The organism is Streptomyces ochraceiscleroticus, assembly GCF_000720485.1.
GTDB classification, from domain to species: Bacteria; Actinomycetota; Actinomycetes; order Streptomycetales; family Streptomycetaceae; genus Streptomyces; species Streptomyces ochraceiscleroticus.
Window position 1 is genome coordinate 1 of record NZ_JOAX01000037.1, and the last position, 20,474, is coordinate 20,474.

At 72.1% G+C, this 20,474-nt stretch carries 17 protein-coding genes; 9 read left to right on the forward strand and 8 right to left on the reverse strand.

Annotation, left to right across the window (positions count from 1 at the left end; genetic code table 11):
- The first annotated feature begins 269 nt into the window (after window positions 1–269).
- Window positions 270–1,334: a glucose 1-dehydrogenase gene (locus IG84_RS0133215; RefSeq protein ID WP_031065690.1), complete on the forward strand. Its 1,065-nt coding sequence runs from the start codon at window positions 270–272 to the stop codon at window positions 1,332–1,334.
- A gap of 31 nt (window positions 1,335–1,365) precedes the next feature.
- The gene (locus IG84_RS0133220; RefSeq protein WP_078649728.1) at window positions 1,366–2,241 is read left to right on the forward strand and encodes a ribonuclease BN; all 876 of its coding nucleotides are present in this window, start codon (window positions 1,366–1,368) and stop codon (window positions 2,239–2,241) included.
- Between the two features lie 51 nt (window positions 2,242–2,292).
- Here IG84_RS0133220 and IG84_RS38390 read toward each other — a convergent pair whose 3' ends face one another.
- Together IG84_RS38390 and IG84_RS0133230 are read right to left on the reverse strand one after the other, a co-directional pair.
- Window positions 2,293–2,808 carry a hypothetical protein gene (locus tag IG84_RS38390; RefSeq protein WP_037801148.1) on the reverse strand — a complete coding sequence of 172 codons (516 nt, stop codon included), beginning with the start codon at window positions 2,806–2,808 and terminating at the stop codon, window positions 2,293–2,295.
- A 236-nt stretch (window positions 2,809–3,044) separates the two neighbouring features.
- Window positions 3,045–4,118, reverse strand: coding sequence for a LacI family DNA-binding transcriptional regulator (locus IG84_RS0133230; RefSeq protein WP_342668478.1), 1,074 nt, complete (start codon window positions 4,116–4,118; stop codon window positions 3,045–3,047).
- Between the two features lie 267 nt (window positions 4,119–4,385).
- Between IG84_RS0133230 and IG84_RS0133240 the strand changes: the two genes are divergently transcribed.
- From IG84_RS0133240 to IG84_RS0133270, 7 genes are all read left to right on the forward strand, one after another.
- Window positions 4,386–5,714 (forward strand): extracellular solute-binding protein, encoded by a 1,329-nt coding sequence (locus tag IG84_RS0133240; protein ID WP_382467331.1) that lies wholly within the window; start codon window positions 4,386–4,388, stop codon window positions 5,712–5,714.
- Complete coding sequence (locus tag IG84_RS0133245) at window positions 5,711–6,688, forward strand: carbohydrate ABC transporter permease (protein WP_211266551.1); 978 nt, start codon at window positions 5,711–5,713, stop codon at window positions 6,686–6,688. The genes IG84_RS0133240 and IG84_RS0133245 overlap by 4 nt, the downstream gene beginning before the upstream one ends.
- Complete coding sequence (locus tag IG84_RS0133250) at window positions 6,685–7,533, forward strand: carbohydrate ABC transporter permease (RefSeq protein ID WP_031065704.1); 849 nt, start codon at window positions 6,685–6,687, stop codon at window positions 7,531–7,533. Before IG84_RS0133245 ends, IG84_RS0133250 begins: the two co-directional genes overlap by 4 nt.
- Window positions 7,530–9,266 carry a glycoside hydrolase family 13 protein gene (locus tag IG84_RS0133255; protein WP_078649723.1) on the forward strand — a complete coding sequence of 579 codons (1,737 nt, stop codon included), beginning with the start codon at window positions 7,530–7,532 and terminating at the stop codon, window positions 9,264–9,266. Before IG84_RS0133250 ends, IG84_RS0133255 begins: the two co-directional genes overlap by 4 nt.
- A gap of 237 nt (window positions 9,267–9,503) precedes the next feature.
- Entirely contained in the window at window positions 9,504–10,865 is a 1,362-nt protein-coding gene (locus tag IG84_RS0133260; protein WP_051862755.1) for a cytochrome P450 family protein, read from the forward strand.
- 287 nt (window positions 10,866–11,152) lie between these two features.
- On the forward strand, window positions 11,153–12,301 hold the full coding sequence (locus IG84_RS0133265; protein ID WP_063761898.1) for a selina-4(15),7(11)-diene synthase: 1,149 nt from the start codon (window positions 11,153–11,155) through the stop codon (window positions 12,299–12,301).
- Complete coding sequence (locus tag IG84_RS0133270) at window positions 12,298–13,659, forward strand: cytochrome P450 (protein WP_281179400.1); 1,362 nt, start codon at window positions 12,298–12,300, stop codon at window positions 13,657–13,659. The genes IG84_RS0133265 and IG84_RS0133270 overlap by 4 nt, the downstream gene beginning before the upstream one ends.
- Window positions 13,660–13,724: 65 nt before the next feature.
- Here the strand turns inward: IG84_RS0133270 and IG84_RS0133275 are convergent, their stop codons facing one another.
- The 6 genes from IG84_RS0133275 to IG84_RS0133300 form a co-directional block, all read right to left on the reverse strand.
- A complete protein-coding gene (locus IG84_RS0133275; RefSeq protein ID WP_078649725.1) occupies window positions 13,725–14,405 on the reverse strand; it encodes a GTP-binding protein in 681 nt (226 codons plus the stop codon).
- Window positions 14,386–14,748, reverse strand: coding sequence for a DUF742 domain-containing protein (locus IG84_RS0133280; protein ID WP_030249882.1), 363 nt, complete (start codon window positions 14,746–14,748; stop codon window positions 14,386–14,388). Before IG84_RS0133280 ends, IG84_RS0133275 begins: the two co-directional genes overlap by 20 nt.
- Window positions 14,745–15,152, reverse strand: coding sequence for a roadblock/LC7 domain-containing protein (locus tag IG84_RS0133285; RefSeq protein WP_031065723.1), 408 nt, complete (start codon window positions 15,150–15,152; stop codon window positions 14,745–14,747). The genes IG84_RS0133280 and IG84_RS0133285 overlap by 4 nt, the downstream gene beginning before the upstream one ends.
- Window positions 15,149–16,723, reverse strand: coding sequence for a sensor histidine kinase (locus IG84_RS0133290; RefSeq protein WP_031065726.1), 1,575 nt, complete (start codon window positions 16,721–16,723; stop codon window positions 15,149–15,151). The genes IG84_RS0133285 and IG84_RS0133290 overlap by 4 nt, the downstream gene beginning before the upstream one ends.
- 313 nt (window positions 16,724–17,036) lie before the next feature.
- A complete protein-coding gene (gene mreB, locus IG84_RS0133295; RefSeq protein WP_031065729.1) occupies window positions 17,037–18,158 on the reverse strand; it encodes a rod shape-determining protein in 1,122 nt (373 codons plus the stop codon).
- Window positions 18,159–18,332: 174 nt separating this feature from the next.
- Window positions 18,333–20,402, reverse strand: a complete 2,070-nt coding sequence (locus tag IG84_RS0133300; RefSeq protein WP_031065732.1) for an FUSC family protein — start codon at window positions 20,400–20,402, stop codon at window positions 18,333–18,335.
- Window positions 20,403–20,474: the final 72 nt, after the last annotated feature.

Genomic DNA, 20,474 nt, shown 5'->3' on the forward strand with positions numbered 1-20,474 from the left:
GCCCACCGAGATCTACACCTCTCTATTCGTCGGCAGCGTCAGATGTGTATAAGAGACAGGGTCAGCGGCGTGTGGGGGTGACGGCGAGCCCGGTGTGGGGGTGAATGGGGGGTCGGACGGGCGCTCCGGGGCCGTCGGTCTGGAGCAGGGGGCTGCGGGTACCCGCCGTGTCCGGTCGGTGGTGGCGGGGTGGACACCAACGCGGCGGTGACCGCTGCGACCGGACGGCCGCCGGCCGGTGACGACGGAGCGACGAGAGGTTAGTGAGGATGCGCGCGTTGACCGTTCGGCCGTTGCAGCCCGGTTCGCTGGAAGTGCGGGAGGTGCCCGGGCCAGTGGCCGGGGAGGGCGAGTTGCTGGTGGACGGGCTCGCCGTCGGGGTGTGCGGGACGGACAAGGAGATCGTGGCCGGCGAGTACGGCGCGGCGCCGCCGGGGCGGGACCGGCTCGTGCTCGGGCACGAGTCGCTCGGGTGTGTGCGCGAGGCGCCGTCCGGGAGCGGGTTCCACCGCGGTGACCTGGTGGTGGGCGTGGTCCGGCGGCCCGATCCGGAGCCGTGCGGGGCGTGTGCACGGGGCGAGTTCGACATGTGCCGGAACGGCCGCTACACCGAGCGGGGCATCAAGGAGCGCGACGGCTACGCGAGCCAGACGTGGACGGTGGAGCCCGAGTACGCGGTCCGGCTCGACGCCGGGTTGCGCCGGGTGGGGGTGCTCATGGAACCCACCACCGTGGTGGCCAAGGCGTGGGAACAGGTGGAACGGGTCGGGGGCCGGGCATGGTTCGAGCCCCGGCGGGTGCTGGTGACCGGCGCGGGCCCGATCGGGCTGCTGGCCGCGCTCCTCGGAGTACAGCGGGGCCTCGACGTGCACGTACTGGACCGGGTCACCGGTGGCCCGAAGCCCGGGCTGGCGCGCGACCTGGGCGGGACGTACCACAGTGCGGACATCGACCGGGTCACGGAGGCGCTCCGGCCGGACGTCGTCATCGAGGCGACCGGGGCCGGGCGGCTGGTCTTCGACGCGATGGCCGGGACGGCGGCGTACGGGATCGTGTGCCTGACCGGCGTCTCGCCGACCGGGCGGCAGCTCACGATCGACGCGGGCACCGTCAACCGGGACCTGGTGCTGGAGAACGACGCGGTGGTGGGCTCCGTCAACGCGAATCTGCGCCACTACCGGCAGGCCGCGGAGGCGCTGGCCCGCGCCGATCGCGGCTGGCTGGAGCGCCTGATCACCCGGCGGGTACCGCTGTCCCGCGCCCCGGAGGCGTTCACCGCGCGCGACGACGACATCAAGGTCGTCATCACGATGGATGACGACAACGAGGGATGAGCACGGTGGATGAGCACGAGGGATGACGGCGATGAATGAGCACCCCCGGCGGCGCCGCCGCCATCCGGTGCGCCGGTTGCGGAACCGGCTGCGGGTGCGGCGGTTCCGGCAGCGCGGCGTCGAGCTGGAGCTGCTGCACCGCTCGATGGGGTTCGGGGCGCTCGGACTGGTCACGCTCGTGCCGCTGCTGATCGTGGTGGCGGCGGCCGTCCCGTTCCAGCACCGCGGCTTCGCCCTGTGGCTGGTCGACGGCATGGCGCTGTCGGGGCGTTCGGCGGACGCCGTGCAGAGCGTCTTCACCGCGCCGCGCCAGGCGGTCGCGACGACCAGTGCGTTCAGCCTCGTCGCGCTCGCCGTCTTCGGCCTGACCTTCGCCGGCAGCGTGCAGACCGGGTACGAGAAGACCTGGAGCCTGTCGGTCGGTCCGTGGCACCGGGCCTGGCGGCAGATCGTCTGGCTGGCCGTCCTGATGGCCTATCTCTACGCCGAGGTGCAGTCCCGCGGCTCCATGCCGGAACCGCTGCGGATCGGGCTGAACCTCCTGGCCGGCGTGCTCTTCTTCTGGTGGGGACAGCGGTTCCTGCTCGGCGAGCAGGTCGCGTGGCGGGCGCTGCTGCCGGGCGCCGTCGCGACCATGGCGGGCCTGGTGGGTCTGCGTGCCTTCTCGTACCTGGTCTTCGCGCCGCTCATCGTCACCAACGCGGTCAGTTACGGGGCCGTGGGCACCGTACTGATAGTGGAGTGCTGGCTGGTCGGGGTCGGCTTCGTGGTCTTCGGCGGCGCGCTGCTGGGGAGGCACTTCCACGACCACCCGGAGCGCCATGTGATCCATTACGTCCACCACCGCGCGCCACGGCACACACGGGACGGGGACTCGCCCCCCGACGAGCCCCCGCACATTCCGTGAGCGTCCGCGCCCGCAACCCTCAACGACCGCCCGGCGCCGCGCACCCGCGCGTCACCTGGCCGGCGCCGCCTTGATGTCCGTGATCTGACGGGTTTCCAGGGAGCTGCGGACCGCCAGCCGGGTCGTGCTCGGGTGGCTGCCCGAGTCCCAGGTGAGGGTGACGATCGTGTACGCGCTGCCGGTGCCGGAACCGTCGTAGTTCACGGACCACTTGGCGGGCACGTTCTGGGCGCGCAGGACGCCGTCGGCGTGGTTCTTCTCCTCCCAGACGGCGAGGCGCTTGCGCAGGTCCGCGCGGAGGTAGTGGTTCCGCAGCTCTCCGGCGAGCCGGCCGTCCTCGTCGTAGACGGCGTCGATGTACGCCCCGTAGAAGTCCGCGACCCGGTCCACGGTCGATTCGGGGCTGCCGTCGCGTACCGGCTGGACCGCCGCCTGCGCAGCGGGCCGGACGGGCGGCGGCGCGGTGCCGGCACCGAAGGCCGGGATGGCCGCGGAGGTGGCGAGGAGCGCGGCGACGGCCGTACCGATGACGGCGGTGCGGCGGCGCGCGGGACGGGAGCTTCGCATGGTGAGTCCTTCCCCCAGGATGAACGGTGGACCCTGAGTCCGGGGTCCACGAGATAAGACACTCATATGCCTGGGAAGGGTTGTATTCGACCCGGTGTGTCATCTCCGGTTCCCCGGGACGGCGTCTTCACCGTGCCCGGTTCGGCCGAGTTGCGGCAGCTCGCGCACGCGTCCGTATCCGTCCGTACGCGCCCGTACGTCTTCCTGGGGACCGCCGGCACCGGGCCGGGTGGCCGTCACGCCTCTCCGGCGTCCGGCTCCCCCGACGGCGCGGAATCCGAAGGCCCCGGACCGGGAACCGGCGCCGTGGTCCCCCGAGGAATCAGATACGTCGGCAGTACGACATGCCGCGCCGGATCCGTGGCCGGGTCGTCGATGAGGGTGTGGGCGAGGGTGCCTGCCGCGCGGCCGACCTCGACGGCGGGCTGGGCGATCGTGGTGAGGTCCAGCCACTCGGCGTGGTCGTGGTCGTCGAAGCCGAGGACGGAGATCCGGCCGGGTATGTCGATGCCGGAGGAGCGCAGTACCCACAGCACCTCCATGGCGATCTCGTCGGTCTCGGCGAAGACCGCGGTGGGCGGGTCGGCCAGGCAGAGCAGCCGCCCGACCGCCTCCGCGGTGTGGCGCCGGCCGCGCGAGGTGGCGACCACCAGGTCCTCGTCGTACGGGAGTTGCGCCTCGGCCAGCGCCTCGCGGTAGCCGAACAGGCGGGTGCGTGAGCTGCAGGTGAAGCCGGTGCCGGGGGACGCGCGGACGAAGGCGATCCGGCGGTGGCCGAGGCCGCACAGGTAACGGGTGCCGCTGCGGGCCGCGGCGACGTCCTCGACGTACACGCTCGCCCGGCCCGGCGCGTGCTGGCTGACGTACACCACCGGTACGCCCAGGCCGTCCAGCCGGGCGAACTCCGCTTCCGTCAGGTCGAAGGAGACGACGAGCAGCGCGTCGGCGTTGCGGCGGGCCGGGAGCCGGTCGAAGAAGGCGGCGCGCTCGGCGAGGTCGGCGACGCTGTAGACCACCAGGTCCAGGCCCGCGTCGCGCAGCACTTCACTGAGGCCGCGCAGCACCTGGCCGACGAACCACGAGCCGAGGGTGGGCGCGAGCACGGCGACCGTGCCCGTCTTGCCGGTGACCAGGCTGGATGCCTGGCGGGAGATGACGAAGGACAGCTCGCGGGCGGCCGCTTCCACCCGCTCCCTGGCCTCGTCCGAGACCGTGGACAGCCCGCGCAGGGTCCGCGAGACCGTGGAGACCGAGACCCCCGCCCGTTCGGCCACGTCGGCCATGGTGGGGTGGCGCTGCGCTGGAGGCATGTTCCGGAACGTAGCACAGGTGTAGGGGACATGGACCGGTTGGTGACAGCGTTACCACCGGGCGATATCCGGCAATTCGCGCCAACGCCGCCATTCACCCCGGTTCTTCGCGCAGGAGACGTGCAGGAGAGTCGCAGGCGACGCGCAGGAGAGCGGCCATTTCGATGCTGCGCGGTCCATTGACAGCCTCTGGGGCCACTTCTAGCGTGCAAGCGTTGTCAGGCAGCAGCGATCCCACCCCTCCATCAGGAGCGCATCGTCATGCCGTTGAGCCGCAGATCCCTTCTTCGCACCACCACCGGGGCCGCCGCCTCGCTGGCCGCCGTCACCGGCTGCGGCCGGGCCGTCGCGCGCGGCCCCGATCTCTCGAGTGCCGCCGAGATACCGCGTGGCCCGGTCACCATCCGCTGGTGGGCCGGGCGGGTGGCGGCCCGCGACGGCAGTGACCTGCGACCCGCGCTGGTCAGGGCCTTTCGCCGGAAGTACCCCAACATCGCAGTGCAGTTGATCGCCGCACCGCCGACCACGGACGTGGCCCGCGCGACCCTCACCACGCAGGTGACGAGCGGCAGCCCGTCCCCCGACGTCTACATGGGCGACATCGCCTGGCCCGCCCAGTTCGCGTACAACTCACTGGCGCTGCCGCTCGATCCGCTGCTGCCGAAGGGGTACTGGCAGCGCTATCCCGAGGAGCTGGTGCGGGCGCTGACTTACCAGGGCTCGGTCTACGCCTTCCCGCTCTATCTGGACGAGGCGTTCCTCTACTACCGGAAGGACCTGCTGCACAAACACGGGCTGCGGCCGCCCGGTTCGTGGGAGGAGCTGGCGTCCAGTGCCGCGAAGATCCAGCGGGCGGGCGACGCCGACCTCGGGTTCGTCTGGCAGGGCACGGTGTACGAGGGGCTCACCGCGAACGTCGCGGAGCTGGTCGCCGACGCGGGCGGCAGCATCCTCTCCCCCGACGCGCGCACGGTCACCTTCGACAGCCCGGCCGGCGTGCGGGCCGTCTCCTACCTCCGGGAGCTGATCGCGCGCGGCGTCTCCCCGTCCTCGGTGACGACCTTCGTGGAGCAGGACAGCCTGGACGCCTTCACCAGCGGCCGGTCGGTGTTCCTGCGCAACTGGCTGTACGCCTGGGGCGTCGCGGACAACCCGGCGTCCTCGCGCGTGGCGGGGAAGATCGGGGTGATGCGGCGGCCCGGCTTCGAGGGCGGCACGGGCGGCCGGAGCTGCCTGGGCGGCTGGTGCAACTACCTCAATCCGCACTCCCGGCACCTCGGCGCGGCCCTGGCGTTCGCCCGCTTCCTCGCCGAGGAGGAGGGGCAGTCGATCCTGGCCCGCGAGGCCGCCGTGCTGCCGCCGCTGCTGTCCCAACTGCACGGCAAGGCCGTGGCGCGGTCGTCCAACCCGGCGTTCGCGCTGGCCCGTGAGGTGCGGCTGGTCGCCCGGCCGACCCGGACTCCGGAGTATCCGATGGTCAGCAAGGCGGTGTTCACCCGCGTCAACGAGGTGCTCAGCGGCGGTACGAGCATGCCGCGCGCACTGGCCCGCGCCCGCGGCGACCTGCGCGCTGCGCTCCGAGGGGAGGCGCTGTGACGGTCTCCCCGACGGCTGTCCCGGACACCCGGTCCGCGCCCAGACCCTCCTCCCCCGCCCCTCGAAAAACCCGTCCCCCGGCCGGCATCGCGCGCCGCCGGGCCCGTACCGGCTGGCTCTACACCGCCCCCGCGCTCACCGTGATCGCGCTGGTGACGCTCTTCCCCGTGGTCTACTCCGTCGTCCTCAGCTTCAGCGACGTGCGCTTCACCTTCGGCGGCGTCCGCGTCGAGGAGTGGACGCTCGGCAACTACACGACGATGCTGGCGAGCCCGGTGTGGCTGGAGGCGCTGGCCTTCACGGTCGGGTACACGCTGGTGACGGTGGCCGTGGAGATCGCCCTCGGCATCGCGGCCGCGGTGCTGCTGGACCGGCTGGAGGCCGGGCGCGGCTGGATCCTCGCACTGCTGCTGATCCCCTGGTCGCTGATCACGGTGGTCTCGGCGCAGCTCTGGGACTTCCTGTACGACGCCACGTTCGGCGCGGTGACCTGGCTCTTCGGGCTGGTCCTGGACCAGCCGCCGGTGATCCTCGGCACGCCCGTACCCGCGATCACCGGCATGGCGGTCGCGGACATCTGGAAGACCACGCCGTTCGTCGCGGTGATCATCCTGGCGGGGCTGGTCCGCATCCCGCAGGAGCGGTACGAGGCGGCGGAGATGGACGGCGCGGGGGCCTGGGCCACCTTCTGGAACGTCGTCCTGCCCGCGCTGCGCCCCGTGGTCTCGGTGGCGGTGCTCTTCCGGGTACTCCAGGCGTTCGGGATCTTCGACCTGCCGTTCGTACTGACGCAGGGCGGCCCCGGCACGGCCACCCAGTCGCTCGCCGTGCTCGGGTACAAGACGCTGTTCCAGAACCTCGACATCGGGATGGGCGCGGCGATCGCCACCAGTACGGGCGTGCTGGTCATCGCGGGCTGCCTGCTCTTCCTGCGGATGTTCCGCAGCCAGGTCGACGAAGGGGGCGCGGCATGAGGCGCGGCCGCCGGCGTACGGGAGTGCGCCGCTATGTGAACGTGGTGAACCTGGGCGCGCTGGTGCTGGTGGCGGTGACCGCGCTGCCGCTGCTGTGGATGGCGGTCACGTCCTTCAAGACGGCGCGGGAGAACGGCACGCTGCCGCCGACGCCGGTGCCGCTCCACCCCACCCTCGCCAACTACCGGCAGGCGCTGGGCTTCGCGGGCTTCGACCGCTATCTGCTCAACAGCGCGGTGGTGGCCGTCAGCGCCACCGCGATCGTCCTGGGACTCGGGCTGTTCGCCGGGTACGCGCTGGCCCGCACGCCGATGCGCGGCCGCGGCCCCGTCATGACGGGCCTGCTGATGATCTCCGTCTTCCCGACGATCGCCGTGGTCACCCCGCTGTACCTGGTCGAACGCGAGCTGGGCCTGCTCAACAGCTACTGGGGCCTGATCATCCCGTACACCGCCTTCCACCTGCCGTTCGCCATCTGGATCCTGCGGAACTCGCTGCTGTCCATCCCGTACGAGCTGGAGGAGGCGGCGACGGTGGACGGCGCGGGGCCGACCCGGGCGCTGCTGTCGGTGATCCTGCCGCAGGCCCGGCCCGCGCTGTTCACCGCCGGGGTGTTCACCTTCACCGCGACCTGGACGGAGTTCCTGATGGCGCTCACGTTCAACAGCGAGGACGCCTACCGGACCGTGCCGGTGGGCATCGCACTCTTCAGCAGCCAGTACGAGATCCCGTACGGAACGATCTTCGCCGGGGCGATGGCGGCGACCGTGCCGATCGCCCTCCTCGTCCTCGTCTTCCGGCGCGCCGTGCTCTCCGGCCTGACCGACGGCGCGGTCAAGGGATGAGCAAGTACGCCTCCTCTTCTGTGTCCGATCCGCTTCCCGAAGGAGCATCCGTGACCGTCCCCGCCTCCCCCGACCTCTCCTCCCAGGACCCCGACTGGTGGCGGCAGGCCGTCATCTACCAGGTCTACCCGCGCAGCTTCGCCGACAGTGACGGCGACGGCATCGGTGACCTGCCCGGCATCACGAGCCGGCTGACCCATCTGGCCTCGCTCGGCGTGGACGCGCTGTGGCTGAGCCCCTTCTACCCCTCGGAACTGGCCGACGGCGGGTACGACGTGGCCGACTTCCGGGACGTCGACCCGCGGCTGGGCACGCTCGCCGACTTCGACGCGATGGTCGCCGAGGCGCACCGGCTGGGCCTGAAGGTCCTGGTGGACCTGGTGCCCAACCACACCTCCGACCAGCACGTCTGGTTCCAGGAGGCGCTGGCGTCGCCGCCCGGCTCGGCGGCCCGCGCACGGTACGTCTTCCGGGACGGGCGCGGTGCGAACGGCGAGCTGCCGCCCTCGGACTGGGTCTCCCGGTTCGGCGGCAGCGCCTGGCAGCGGGTGCCGGACGGCCAGTGGTACCTCCATCTCTTCGCGCCCGAGCAGCCGGACCTGGACTGGAGCAACGAGGAGGTGCGCGAGGACTTCCGGCGCACCCTGCGCTTCTGGTCCGACCGCGGCACGGACGGCTTCCGCATCGACGTGGCGCACGGGCTGGCCAAGGACCTCACCGAGCCGCTGCGGGACATGGGCGAGAACCAGTTCAAGGGCGACCACGACCTGCTGCCGGACGGCACCCACCCGCACTGGGACCGGGACGAGGTGCACGAGATCTACCGGGACTGGCGGATCGTCATGGACTCCTACACGCCGCCGCGGATGGCGGTCGCCGAGGCGTGGGTGAAGAACTCCCGGCGGGTCCTCTACACCCGGCCCGACGAGCTGGGGCAGGCGTTCAACTTCGAGTATCTGCAGACCGAGTGGACGGCCACCGCGCTGCGCAAGGTGATCACCGAGTCGCTGGCCACCGCGGCCGCCGCGGGTGCCTCGGCGACCTGGGTGCTCTCCAACCATGACGTGATCCGGCACGCCTCCCGGCTCGCGCTGCCGCCGGGCACCGACACCGACGCCTGGCTGCTGTCCGGCGGCACCCGGCCGGCCGAGGACCGGGCGCTGGGGCTGCGCCGGGCGCGCGCGGCGACGCTGCTGATGCTGGCACTGCCCGGCTCCTCGTACGTCTACCAGGGCGAGGAGCTGGGCCTGCCGGAGGTCGCCGACCTGCCGGCCGACGCGCTGCAGGACCCGGTGTGGGAGCAGACGGGCCACACCCGCAAGGGGCGGGACGGCTGCCGGGTGCCGCTGCCGTGGACCGAGGACGGCCCCTCGTACGGCTTCGGACCGGGCGGGGCCTGGCTGCCGCAGCCGGCCTCCTTCGGGAAGCTGTCGGTCGCGTCGCAGGACGGCGAGAAGGACTCGACGCTGGAGCTGTACCGGTCGGCGCTGCGGCTCCGGCGGGAGCTGCAGGGCGACGAGTCGCTGGAGTGGCTCTCGGCGCCGGACGAGGCGGCGGAGGACGGCGCCGCGGGGATCATCCACTTCGGCCGCTCGACCGGCTGGCGCTGCCTGGCGAACCTGTCGGGGCGGGCGGTACCGCTGCCGGCCGGTGAACTGCTGTTGAGCAGTGCGCCGTTGACCGGCGGGCTGCTGCCGCCGGACACCACGGCCTGGCTGCGGCAGACGGACTGACACCGGATCGGTGGCGGGCCGGGGCAGCGCGCCGGAGCGGCCCCGGCCCACCGCGCACCGTGAGGGGCACAGCGGCAAACTGGAGCGCAATGGTGGGCTGTTAGCCTGACGCAGTGGATCACGCCTGGTACGCCTTCGACGCTGGATCCTGTCATCCGGATGTGAACGACAGCGGTCGCACCCGCGCCACGTGATGCCGCTCCCTCATTCCGCCCCCCTCATCACGCCGGAGAGACCGTGACCATCCCGATCCCCGAACACCTCCGCGCCCGGTTCGAGTTGAAGGCGCATGTGGGCCGGCCCCTGAGCGACGAGGATCCGGGCGGACTGCTTCGGCTGCACGGTCCGGAGGCCGCGGACCCGACGGCGCTGTATGCGCGGCTCCGCGCCACGTACGGTCAGGTCGCCCCGGTACTGCTGCCGGGGGATCTGCCGGTCTGGCTGGTGCTGGGGTACCAGGCCAACCTCGACGTCGCTCGTGCGCCGTACCCCTACAGCCGTGACTCCCGGCTGTGGAACCTCGCCGACCGCGTTCCCGCTGCCTGGCCTCTGGGCCCCACCGTGGACTGGGAACCGACATGCGTGTTCACCGACGGCCGGGCGCACGCGCGGACGCGGGCAGCCGTCACCGACAGCCTGGAAGACCTCGACCGGCACGGGATACGCCGCTATGTGAGCCGCTACACCAAGATGCTGGTCAACGAATTCATCCACACCGGCGAGGCCGATCTGGTCGGCCAGTACGCCGAGCGGCTGCCGATGTTCGTGATGACACGGCTCCTGGGCATGGACGAGGCGGACGGACCGCGACTGGCGGACGCCGCCCGCGACCTGATGACCGGCAGCGACACGGCCGCCGCCAGCAACAACGTGATCAAGACCGCCCTGGTCAGACTGGTGAACGCCAAGAAGGCCCGGCCGGGCAACGACCTGGCGAGCTGGCTGGGCACGCACGAGTCCGGCCTCTCCGACGACGAGGTTCTCGGACACCTGCGACTGATGCTGATCGCCGCGTACGAGACCACGGCGAATCTCATCGCGAACACCCTGCACATGATCCTGACCGACCGGCGTTTCCGCGCGAGCCTGTCGGGTGGCCACATGACGCTGAGCGATGCGCTGGAGGGCATGCTCTGGGACGAGCTGCCCATCTCCGTGGTCCCCGGCCGCTGGGCGAACGCGGACACCACTCTCGACGGCTGGCGGATCGAGGCCGGCGACATGCTGCTCCTCGGCCCCGGCGCCGCGAACACCGACCCGGAGATCCGGCCCGACCTTTCCGAGCCCGTGCACGGCAACCGGTCGCATCTCGCCTTCAGCGCGGGGCCGCACCGGTGCCCCGGTGAGGACATCGGCCGGGCCATCGCCGACACCGGCATCGACACCCTGCTCACGCTGCTGCCCGACATGCGGCTCGCCGTTTCCCAGGACGAGGTGCGCTGGGACTACGTGCTGCTCTCCAAGCGCCTGTCCAAGCTGCCCGTACGGTTCCAGCCGCGCCCCCCGCTGGCCCTGCGCTCCGGGTCGCTCCCCGCTCGCGACCTTCCCGCGGCCACGGGCTGCCCGTTCACGGGCGCCGCGGCCAACACCGCGCCGTAGACGGCCGGTTCGGCCGCGTACCGCATTCCACATACAGCCACTATTCGCCAACATATCGTCATAGTCCCCGCGGTGCGCGGCAGTCGGCCGCCACCGGGGACCGTTCGCTATGGGTGGAAAACCGCCGGTCAACGACCAGTTGAGGGATCTGGGCGGTCTTCCCGGGCACAGCCGCACACACACGTGATGTTGGCCCTATTCACCTTTTTCAAGCCATGCCTACCATTCCGCTTGTTGATCACACTGAGTGCACGCTATGTAGCGCGCACACCAGGAAGGCGGCCGGAGTGAGTATCGCGCTCGTAGTCCCACCGACCTATGCCCCCATCCCACCGGCCATTCATCCGCGCCATGCCGACATCGATGCGCAGACCACCGCGTGGGCGCACGCGTTCGGCATCGGGTCCGCGGGCCTGCGCGAGCGGCTGGTGACGCAGCAGATCGGCACGTTCGCCGCGCGCATCCTGCCTTCGGGCCGGAGAGAAGTCGTCCAGGTCCTGGGGGACTTCGTCCTGTGGCTGTTCGGAGTGGACGACGGGCTGTGCGAAGAGGGGGCGCTGGGCCGGACTCCGGGCGCACTCAACGCCTCCCTTCAGCGACTTCTGTGGGTCGCCGAGCATCCCGAGGCGGACATCCTCGCCGGCGATCCCCTCGCGCGCGGACTGCGGGACCTGCGGGCCAGGGTGGCGGAGTACGGCACTGCCGGGCAGACGAAGGCGTGGATCGACGCACTGCGGGAGTACTTCCTGTCCGTGGTCTGGGAGGCTTCCCACCGCACTGCGGACAGCGTGCCCGAGCTCGACGACTACACGCTCATGCGCCTCTACGACGGCGCGACCACCGTCGTACTGCCGATGCTGGAGATGGCCCACGGCTATGAACTCCGGCCCGAGGAGCGGGCGCTGCCGGGCATACGGGCCGCGGCCCAGGCGGCGTCCTTCGTGATCTGCTGGGACAACGACCTCTTCTCGTACCACAAGGAAGTCAAGGAGCGTGGCCGGACGGGCGGCTACTACCTCAACGTCATCCGTGTACTGGAACACCACCGGGGTCTGTCCAGCCACCAGGCCCTGGCCGAGGCCGTCAGCCAGCGGGACCGCGTGATGGTCCTCTTCCAGCGCCTGTGCAGGGCTCTCGGGGAGCAGGGGAGCCCGCAGTTGCGGCAGTACCTCGACGATCTGGGCCACTTCGTACGTGGCTCCATGGACTGGGGCATCTCCTCCGTGCGCTACACCACGCCCGATGATCCGGCGGCGCTGCCCGCGCGGTTCAGCTCGACGCCCACCAGCACGGGGCCGGTGGACATCCCCTCCATCACCTGGTGGTGGGACGTGCTGGACCGGCTCGACGGCACCGCGGCGCACCGGCTGCCCCAGCCCGCCACTCCCCCACTGGTCGGCGCGCGCGTCGGCGCGATGAATGGATTCTCCTGGTGATTGTCGACACGCAGAACATCCCCCGTGCGCCGGGCCGGATGCCGCTCCTCGGGCACGCCCTGAAGATGGCACGCCGGCCGCTGCACTTCCTGCAGTCCCTGCCCCGGACCGGGCCGCTGGTACGGGTGGACCTGGGCACGATGCCCGTCTACGTCCCCACCGACGCCCGCCTGATCCGCGACGTGCTGACCACGCACGCCACCAAGTTCGTCAAGGGACGGCTGTACACCCGCGTCGAGCCGCTGGTGGGCAAGGGCCTTGCGACCTCCAGCGGTCAGGTGCACCGCCGCAACCGGCGCCTGATGCAGCCGATGTTCCACAAGGAGCGCATCGCCGCTTACGCGGCCACGATGAGCGAGCGCGCAAAGGACCTAGTCGACTCCTGGGTGCCGGGGCAGCAACTGGCCCTGGAACAGGTCATGGGCGAATACACCATCCGTACGCTCGCGGAGGTGATGTTCTCCGCCGACCTCGGACAGCCGGCGGTGGAATCGGTCCGCCGGAACCTGCCGGTCATCCTCAAGTACATGCTGCTGCGGGCGGCGTTCCCCGCGTTCCTGGACGGGCTGCCGATCCCCGCCAACCGGAAGTTCGACGCCGCGGCGCGGGACATGCGCGCGGTGATCGACCAGGTGGTCGCGGACACCCGGCGCTCGGCGGATACCGAGCGGCACGATCTGGTGACGCTGCTGCTGGAGGCGCGGGACGCGGACACCGACGAGGCGCTGACGGACGAGGAGGTCAGGGACGAGCTGGTGACCATCCTGTTCGCCGGCACCGAGACCACCGCCTCGACGCTGGGCTGGTTCTTCCACGAGGTGGGGCAGCACCCGGAGGTCGAGCGACAACTGCTGGAGGAGATCGACGAGGTGGTGGGCGGCGGCCCGGTGACCATCGAGCACGTCCCCCGGCTCGTCACCGTCAAGCGGGTCCTGGACGAGGTGATCCGCCTCTACGGCGTCACCATGCTGATGCGGCGGACGACCGAGCCGGTGGAACTGACGGACACCCGGCCCGACGGCGAGCAGGTCACCTATCGGATCCCCGCCGACACCGAAGTCGCCTTCAGCCCCTATGCCGTGCACCGGCACCCGGAGCTGTACAAGAACCCCGACGACTTCGACCCCGACCGATGGCTGCGCGACGACATCCCGCGCACGGCCTTCTTCCCCTTCGGCGCGGGCAACCGGATGTGCATCGGTGACGCCTTCAGCTGGACGGAGGCGACCATCGCCGTCGCGACCATCCTTCAGCGGTACACCCTCGCCCCGGTCCCCGGGCACACCCCGCGCAAGGCCACCTCGGCCATGGTCCACCCCGACCACGTCCCCATGACGGTGGTGCCGCGGACCGGCTGAGCACCGGTGTCCGCGCCGCGGTTCGCGGCGCGGACACCGTTACTGGCAAGGACACCGCTACCGGCTTACGACGCCTCCGTCGTGAGCGCGAGATTGTGCAGGTAGTGCATCAGTGCCATCAGGACGTCGCGGCTGGACGTGCGCAGTCGCGCGTCGCAGTCCACGATCGGGACCTCCGGGGGCAGGTCGAGGGCTTCGCGGAGCTCCTCGACGTCGTGCTTCGGCGCCTCCGGGAAGGAGTTGATCGCGACGACGAAGGGCACGCCGCGCTCCTCCAGGCGCCCGATGACGTCGAAGCTGACCTCCAGGCGGCGGGTGTCGACCAGGACGACCGCGCCCAGCGCGCCGTCGAACAGGCCGTTCCACAGGAACCAGAAGCGCTGCTGGCCGGGCGTGCCGAAGAGGTAGAGCACCAGCTCCTCGTTGAGGCTGATGCGCCCGAAGTCCATCGCGACGGTCGTGGAGGTCTTGCGCTCGACGCCCAGGGTGTCGTCGACGCCGACGCCGGCCTGAGTCATCGTCTCCTCGGTGGTCAGCGGGCGGATCTCGCTGACCGCGCCCACCAGGGTCGTCTTGCCGACCCCGAAACCGCCCACGATCACCACCTTGACCGCGGCGGTGGCCGAGTCGGGCAGTGTGTCCTCGCTCCGCGGGCCGGCGACCGGTTCGGCGACGAGCGCCTGTCCGGCCACGGGCTGCGCGGCGAGCCCCTGCCCGGCGGTCGAGTCAGAGCTGTTGAAGTCCATGGATCACCGCCTCGATAAGGGAACGGTCCGGAAGTTCTGCGGGCGGTACGGGCGCGCGCGCCACGACCCGCCCGTCGGCCAGCAGGTCACCCAGGAGCACGGTGACCACGCTGACCGGTAGCTTCAGGTAGGCGGAGAGCTCCGCCACCGACAGCGGGGAGTGGCACAGCCGCATGATCGCGGCGTGCTCGGGCTGGATGCCCGGTCGCGGGGCGGCCTTGGCCACGATCAGCGTGACCAGGTCGAGGGAGAAGGTCTGTGCGGCGGCGCCGGAGCGTCCGCCGGTGATCACGTAGAGCCGTTCGGGGCTCTCGTCCTCCCAATCCTGGCCCGCTCCGCTCACGCGGCCGATCCCTCGCCGCGCGGCGGGCTGCTGAGGTGCTCGCCGATCCGGGCCACCAGGTCGCGCATCTTCATCCCGATCAGCCCGGCGTCCACGCCCTCGTCGGCCAGCACCGCGAGATAGGCGCCCGCGCCCGCCGCCATCAAGTAGAAGAAGCCGCCGTCCAGTTCGATGACGACCATGCGCATCTTGCCGTCGCTGTGCGGGAATTCGGAGGACACCGCGCCGGCCAGGGACTGCAGCCCCGCGCAGGCGGCGGCCAGCCGGTCGGCGGTGTCGGTGTCCGTGCCGTACTGGGCCATCCGCAGGCCGTCCGAGGACAGCACGACGACGTTGCGGGTCTGCGGGACGCTCTCCGCCAGGTCCTTGAGCATCCAGTCCATGTTGGCCCGGTGCTGAATCATGGCAACTCACTCTTTTCCGACGACTCGTCACTCTTCGGCCCGGCGGCCCCGCCCGGCTCTCCGGAGAGGCCGCTCTGGAAGGCGGCCAGCCACATGCCGGGCTGCACCTCGGGAGCTGCCTCCGGCGCGGAGGGCCGGTGGTCTGCGGTGTCGGGGGCGGTGGGCGCCTGGGGCGCGGGCTGGGCCGGCGCGGTGGCGCGGGACTTGCGGCGCCGCTGGGGCAGCCCGTTCGCGGTCCGCCCGGTCACCACCGGCACGTCCTCCTGCGTGTCCTCGGGCCGGGGCAGCGCCGCGGGCGCCGCGGGCGCCGCGGGCGTCGAAGGCACGGGGCCGGTGGCCGGCCGCCGGTCCGCCGTGGGCTCGGTGCGCTCGCTCAGCGGGCCGGAGGAGGCGCCGATGCCGTGCGCCCGGCCGGTGGCGGGAGCGGTGGTGATCAGGTCCTGCGGCACGATGAGGACGGCGCGCACGCCGCCGTACGCCGAGGTGCGCAGCGACACCTGGAAGTTGTACGCCTGGGCCAGCCGGCCGACGACCGCGAGGCCGAGCCGCGGGGTCTCCCCCAGGTCGTTGACGTCGATGCCCTCCTGGGCCTGCTGGAGCATCCGCTCGGCCCGCTTGCGGGCCTCCTCGCTCATACTGACGCCGCCGTCCTCGATCTCGACGGCGATGCCGGACTGCACCTCGACCGCGGTGAGGTGCACGCGGGTCTGCGGCGGGGAGTAGCGGGTGGCGTTGTCCAGCAGCTCGGCGAGCGCGTGGATGAGCGGTTCGACGGCCGTGCCGACGACCGCGACCTCCGAGACGGAGTGCAGCTCGACGCGCTGGTAGTCGATGATCCGCGACATCGCGCCGCGCAACACGCTGAACAGCGGGACGGCGCGGCTCCACTGGCGGCCGGGGCGGGCGCCGCCCAGTACGGCGATGGAGTCGGCGAGGCGGCCGATCAGCGCGGTGCCGTGGTCCAGCCGGAGCAGGTCGCCGAAGACCTCGTGGTTCTGGCCGTGCCGGTCCTCCATGCCGCGCAGTTCCTGCGCCTGCTGGTGGACGATGGCCTGGACTCGGCGGGCGATGTTCACGAACGCGCGCTGGGCGGACTCGCGCAGGTCCTCCTCGGCGACGACCGCCTCCAGGACGGAGCGCAGCACCGCCTGGTGGGCCGCGGCGAACTCGGGGGTCAGACCGGACTCGCGGGCCTCCTGGGCCAGCCGGTCCGTCATCGAGGCGAGCACGTCCTCGGGGAACTCGTCCTGCCCGAGCCGGGTGACGACCTCGGGCAGCAGCCCTTCGGCGAGCCGTACGGTCGCGGCCTCCTGGCGGGCCAGCACCGCGGCCTGCGCGTCGGAGCTGCGGCGCAGCGCCGTCAGCGCGCGGCCGCGGCGGGCGACCTCGGCGGAGAGCAGCGCCACCGCGACGGTGGCGGCACCCCCCGTCCACAGGACCGGCGTCAGCGCGGCGGAGGGGACCAGGACGGCGGCGACGACGGCGGCGGTCACGGTGAGTGCCGCCGGCAGTATCCACCCGAGCGCCGAAGCGGGTCGCAGCCCTCCGGGCGACGATCCTTCTCGAACCATCAGCACCCTCAACCAATCGAAAGATACGGGGAAGTCCACGGGCGCAGCGGTGAGGGCAGCGCTGACACACAGATCACCATGAGTAACTGCCAGTACGCTGAGCCGCCTTCAGCATAACCGGACTTGATCACTCCTTGACGCCGGGTCATGTCGCCGCAGGTGAAGGGCTTTAGACCCGCTCAACGGACACCAATGTCCGCCTGACGCACATCTCGTAGGGGCCGTGACGTCACCTTCCGGACGACGTCCGCGCACACCAGCACGACGTGCGGCCAAGGGAGTTGACCGCACGGCGTACTCGGCAGTGCGTCGACTACAGGCGCACCGTCCGGCGCGGCTGCGTCCTGGCGTCCGCCAGGAGGCCGTGCATGGTGGCGAACTCCTCCACGCACTTGCCGGTGCCCGCCACGACGCAGTGCAGCGGGTCCTCGGCGACCACGACGGGCACGCCGGTCTCCTCGCTCAGCAGCCGGTCCAGGCCGCGCAGCAGCGCCCCGCCGCCGGTGAGCGCGATGCCGTGCTCGATGATGTCGCCGGACAGCTCGGGCGGGCACGCGTCCAGGGTGCGCCGGACGGCCTGGACGATCGCGTCGACGGGCTCGGCGAGCGCCTGCCGGATCTCCTCGGCGGTGATCTCCTGGGTCCGCGGCAGGCCGTTGACCTGGTCCCGGCCGCGGATGGTGCAGGCGTCACGGCGTACGGGCACGGGGCGCTCCGCCTCCTCGTCCGCGCCGTCGGCGGGCGGCTCCGGTACGCCGTCCTCCTCGGGCGTCCACAGCGCCGAGCCGATCGCGATCTTGATGTCCTCGGCGGTGCGCTCCCCGATGGCCAGCGCGTGCTTCTTCTTGACGTACGCGGTGATCGCCGCGTCCATCGCGTCGCCCGCGACCCGCACGGACTGGGCGGTGACGAGGCCGCCCATCGAGACCACCGCGACCTCGGTCGTGCCGCCGCCGATGTCCACCACCATGCAGCCCACCGGCTCGGCGACCGGCAGCCCCGCCCCGATCGCGGCCGCCATCGGCTCCTCGATGAGCTGCACTTCGCGGGCGCCCGCGCGCTTGGCGGAGTCGATGACCGCGCGCCGCTCGACGCCGGTGATGCCCGACGGTACGCAGACCACCACCCGCGGCCGGGACAGCCGGCGGCCCGGCAGTGCCTTCTTCATCAGCCCCCGCAGCATCCGCTCGGCGGCGTCGAAGTCGGCGATCACGCCTTCCTGGAGCGGCCGCATCGCGGTGATGCCGGAGGGGGTGCGGCCGATGGTGCGCTTGGCCTCCGTGCCGACCGCGACGACGTCGCCCGCCGCGCTCACGGCGACCACGGACGGCTCGTTGAGCACCACGCCCTTGCCGCGGGCGTAGACCAGGGTGTTGGCCGTCCCCAGGTCGATGCCTATGTCGTACGTACCGCCGGAGGAAGTGCTGGACGCCATGAGGAGTTCGCTCGCTCGCTTTCGGCTCGGACTGCGGACACGCCCGCGGCGCGGCGCGGAATCCCCGACATCGCGCCCCAGACGGCAGCAATGACGTCAATAACGGGCAATTACCTACCCTACCGGCGTCGCACCATTGCATGCCGCCCGGCCCGGGGTTGGGCGGATCAGCCCTCAGTGACCGGTCCGGTTCAGCGCCTGCGCGAGGTCGTCCAGCGCGTCCACCAGCAGACCCGCCGCGCGCAGCGCCACGCCCCGCCCCTCCGTCTCCGCGTCCCAGACCGCCAGCCACCTGTGCGGCCCGGACCAGTCCAGGTCGCCGCCCTCCCTGACGGCCCGGGCCGCGCGCTCCACAGCGGGCCCGAGCTCGGCGGCGAACGCGTCGGCGCCCGGCGACGGTTCCGCGTCCGGCCCCGGCAGATGAGCCTCCATCAGCATCGTGACACGGCCCATGGCGTTGAGGGCCGCCTCCGCCGCCTGCGTGGCGCCCTGCGAGAGCCCGCGGTGCCGCACCGGCTCCTGCCCGGCGCGCTCCCCGCTCTTCACCCACGCGACGCGCGCCGCACGCAGGTCGAGCAGCGCCTCGCGGACCCGGCGCGGCCGGCGCTCGGCGGGTCGGGCGTAGATCTCCAGTACGGCGACGGCGTACCGGCCGCCCGCCTCCAGCCACTCCGCCAGCCGCTCGCGCAGCCGGGACGTCTCCCAGGCCGGGAAGAGCGCGTACGAGAGGGTCGCCAGCAGACCGCCGAGCAGGGTGAGGACCACCCGCTCCTGCACGGTCTGCTCCCAGCCGGCGCCCGCGATGCCGAGCAGGAATACGACGTACGCGGCGACGCAGGCCGAGGTGACCGCGACGCCGGTGCGCAGCAGCAGGTACATCAGAAAGGCGCACACGATGGCCAGCCCCGCGTCGACGTACTGCCCGGGGTGGAACAGGGCGATCACCCCGCCGCCGACGGCGACGCCGAAGAGGGTGCCGATGAAGCGGGCGATGCCGCGCTGGTAGGTCTGCGCGAAGTCGGGGCGCATGATCATCACGGAGGCGAGCGGCGCCCAGTAACCGTGCCCGAAGGGCAGCGCGGTGCCGATGAGGTAGCCGGCCGCGGCCACCACGGCCACCCGCAGCGCGTGCCGCAGGACGAACGAGGACCAGCGCAGCTCCCGGCGGACGGCCCGCAGCACGACCGGGACCTGGCGGTGGACGGCGGGGCGCAGCAGGTGCGGCCGGTCGCCGTCGGAGACGGGCCCCGCGGGCTCGACCGGCTCCTCGGCGGCCTCCACGGCGTCGGCCAGCAGGCTCAGCAGCCGGGCCGCCGAACGGCGCGCCGGGCCGGTCAGCATGTCCCCGGACTCCGGTACCTCCAGGGTGTCCATGGCGTCGGCGGGCAGCCGGACCGGCCGGGCGCGGCGGATGGCGGCGGCCACCGCGTCCAGCACGGTCGCGGCGGCGCTGAGCAGTTCGCGGGCGCGGTCCCGCTCGGGGCCCTCCAGCGGGGCGCCGACGACGGGGTCGGCGAGCGAGGCGAGCGCGGGGCGGACCTGTTCGGCGAGGGTGCGGGGGCCGTGCAACTGGGCGGGGCGGCGCTTGGCCTGGCGGGGCGTCACCCGGGAGGCGAGCCGGGCGTCCATCAGGGGCTGCGGATCGAAGGGCGCGACCGGATCGTGGCGCAGCCGGCGCGCGTAGTCGGCCTCGGCGGCGAGCGCGTCGGCCAGCGCGTCCCGCTGCCGCCCCCAGCGGCGGATGGGGAAGAGCAGGATGAGCGCGGCCTGTACGCAGCCGCCGGCCGCGATCAGCGCGGCGTGCTCCAGCGCGCCCAGTACGGAGGTCGGCAGGGTGACGGTCACCAGCATCACCGCGACCGTCTGCGTGCCGATCAGCCCGGAGACCGGCCCGACGGCCCAGCACAGCCCCGCGAGCAGGGTCCAGGCGCCGAGCAGCAGCACGAACAGCACGGTGTGCGACGCCGCGAGATAGCCGAGGAAGGTGGAGACCGACAGGCCGCCCGCGACGGCCAGCGCCAGCAGCGGGCGCGGCCGCCAGCTTCGCTGGAAGGTGGCGATGGCGGCGGAGAAGGCACCGAAGGCGGCGGAGACCGCGAGCACCGGGGAGCCCAGCCACAGACAGCCCCCGACGACGATGGCGACGCCCGCGGCGCCGCGGACCGCGATGAGCGGCGTCAGCTTGGCCCGTTCGACGCTCAGCCCGGAGCGGGCGGTCTGCTTCAGCGCGCTCGTCCAGGTCATAACGAGAGAATACGTGCCGTATGCGTGGAAAACGGTCGGCCGACCAGGCGCGGCACCTCCGTACCGGCCGCC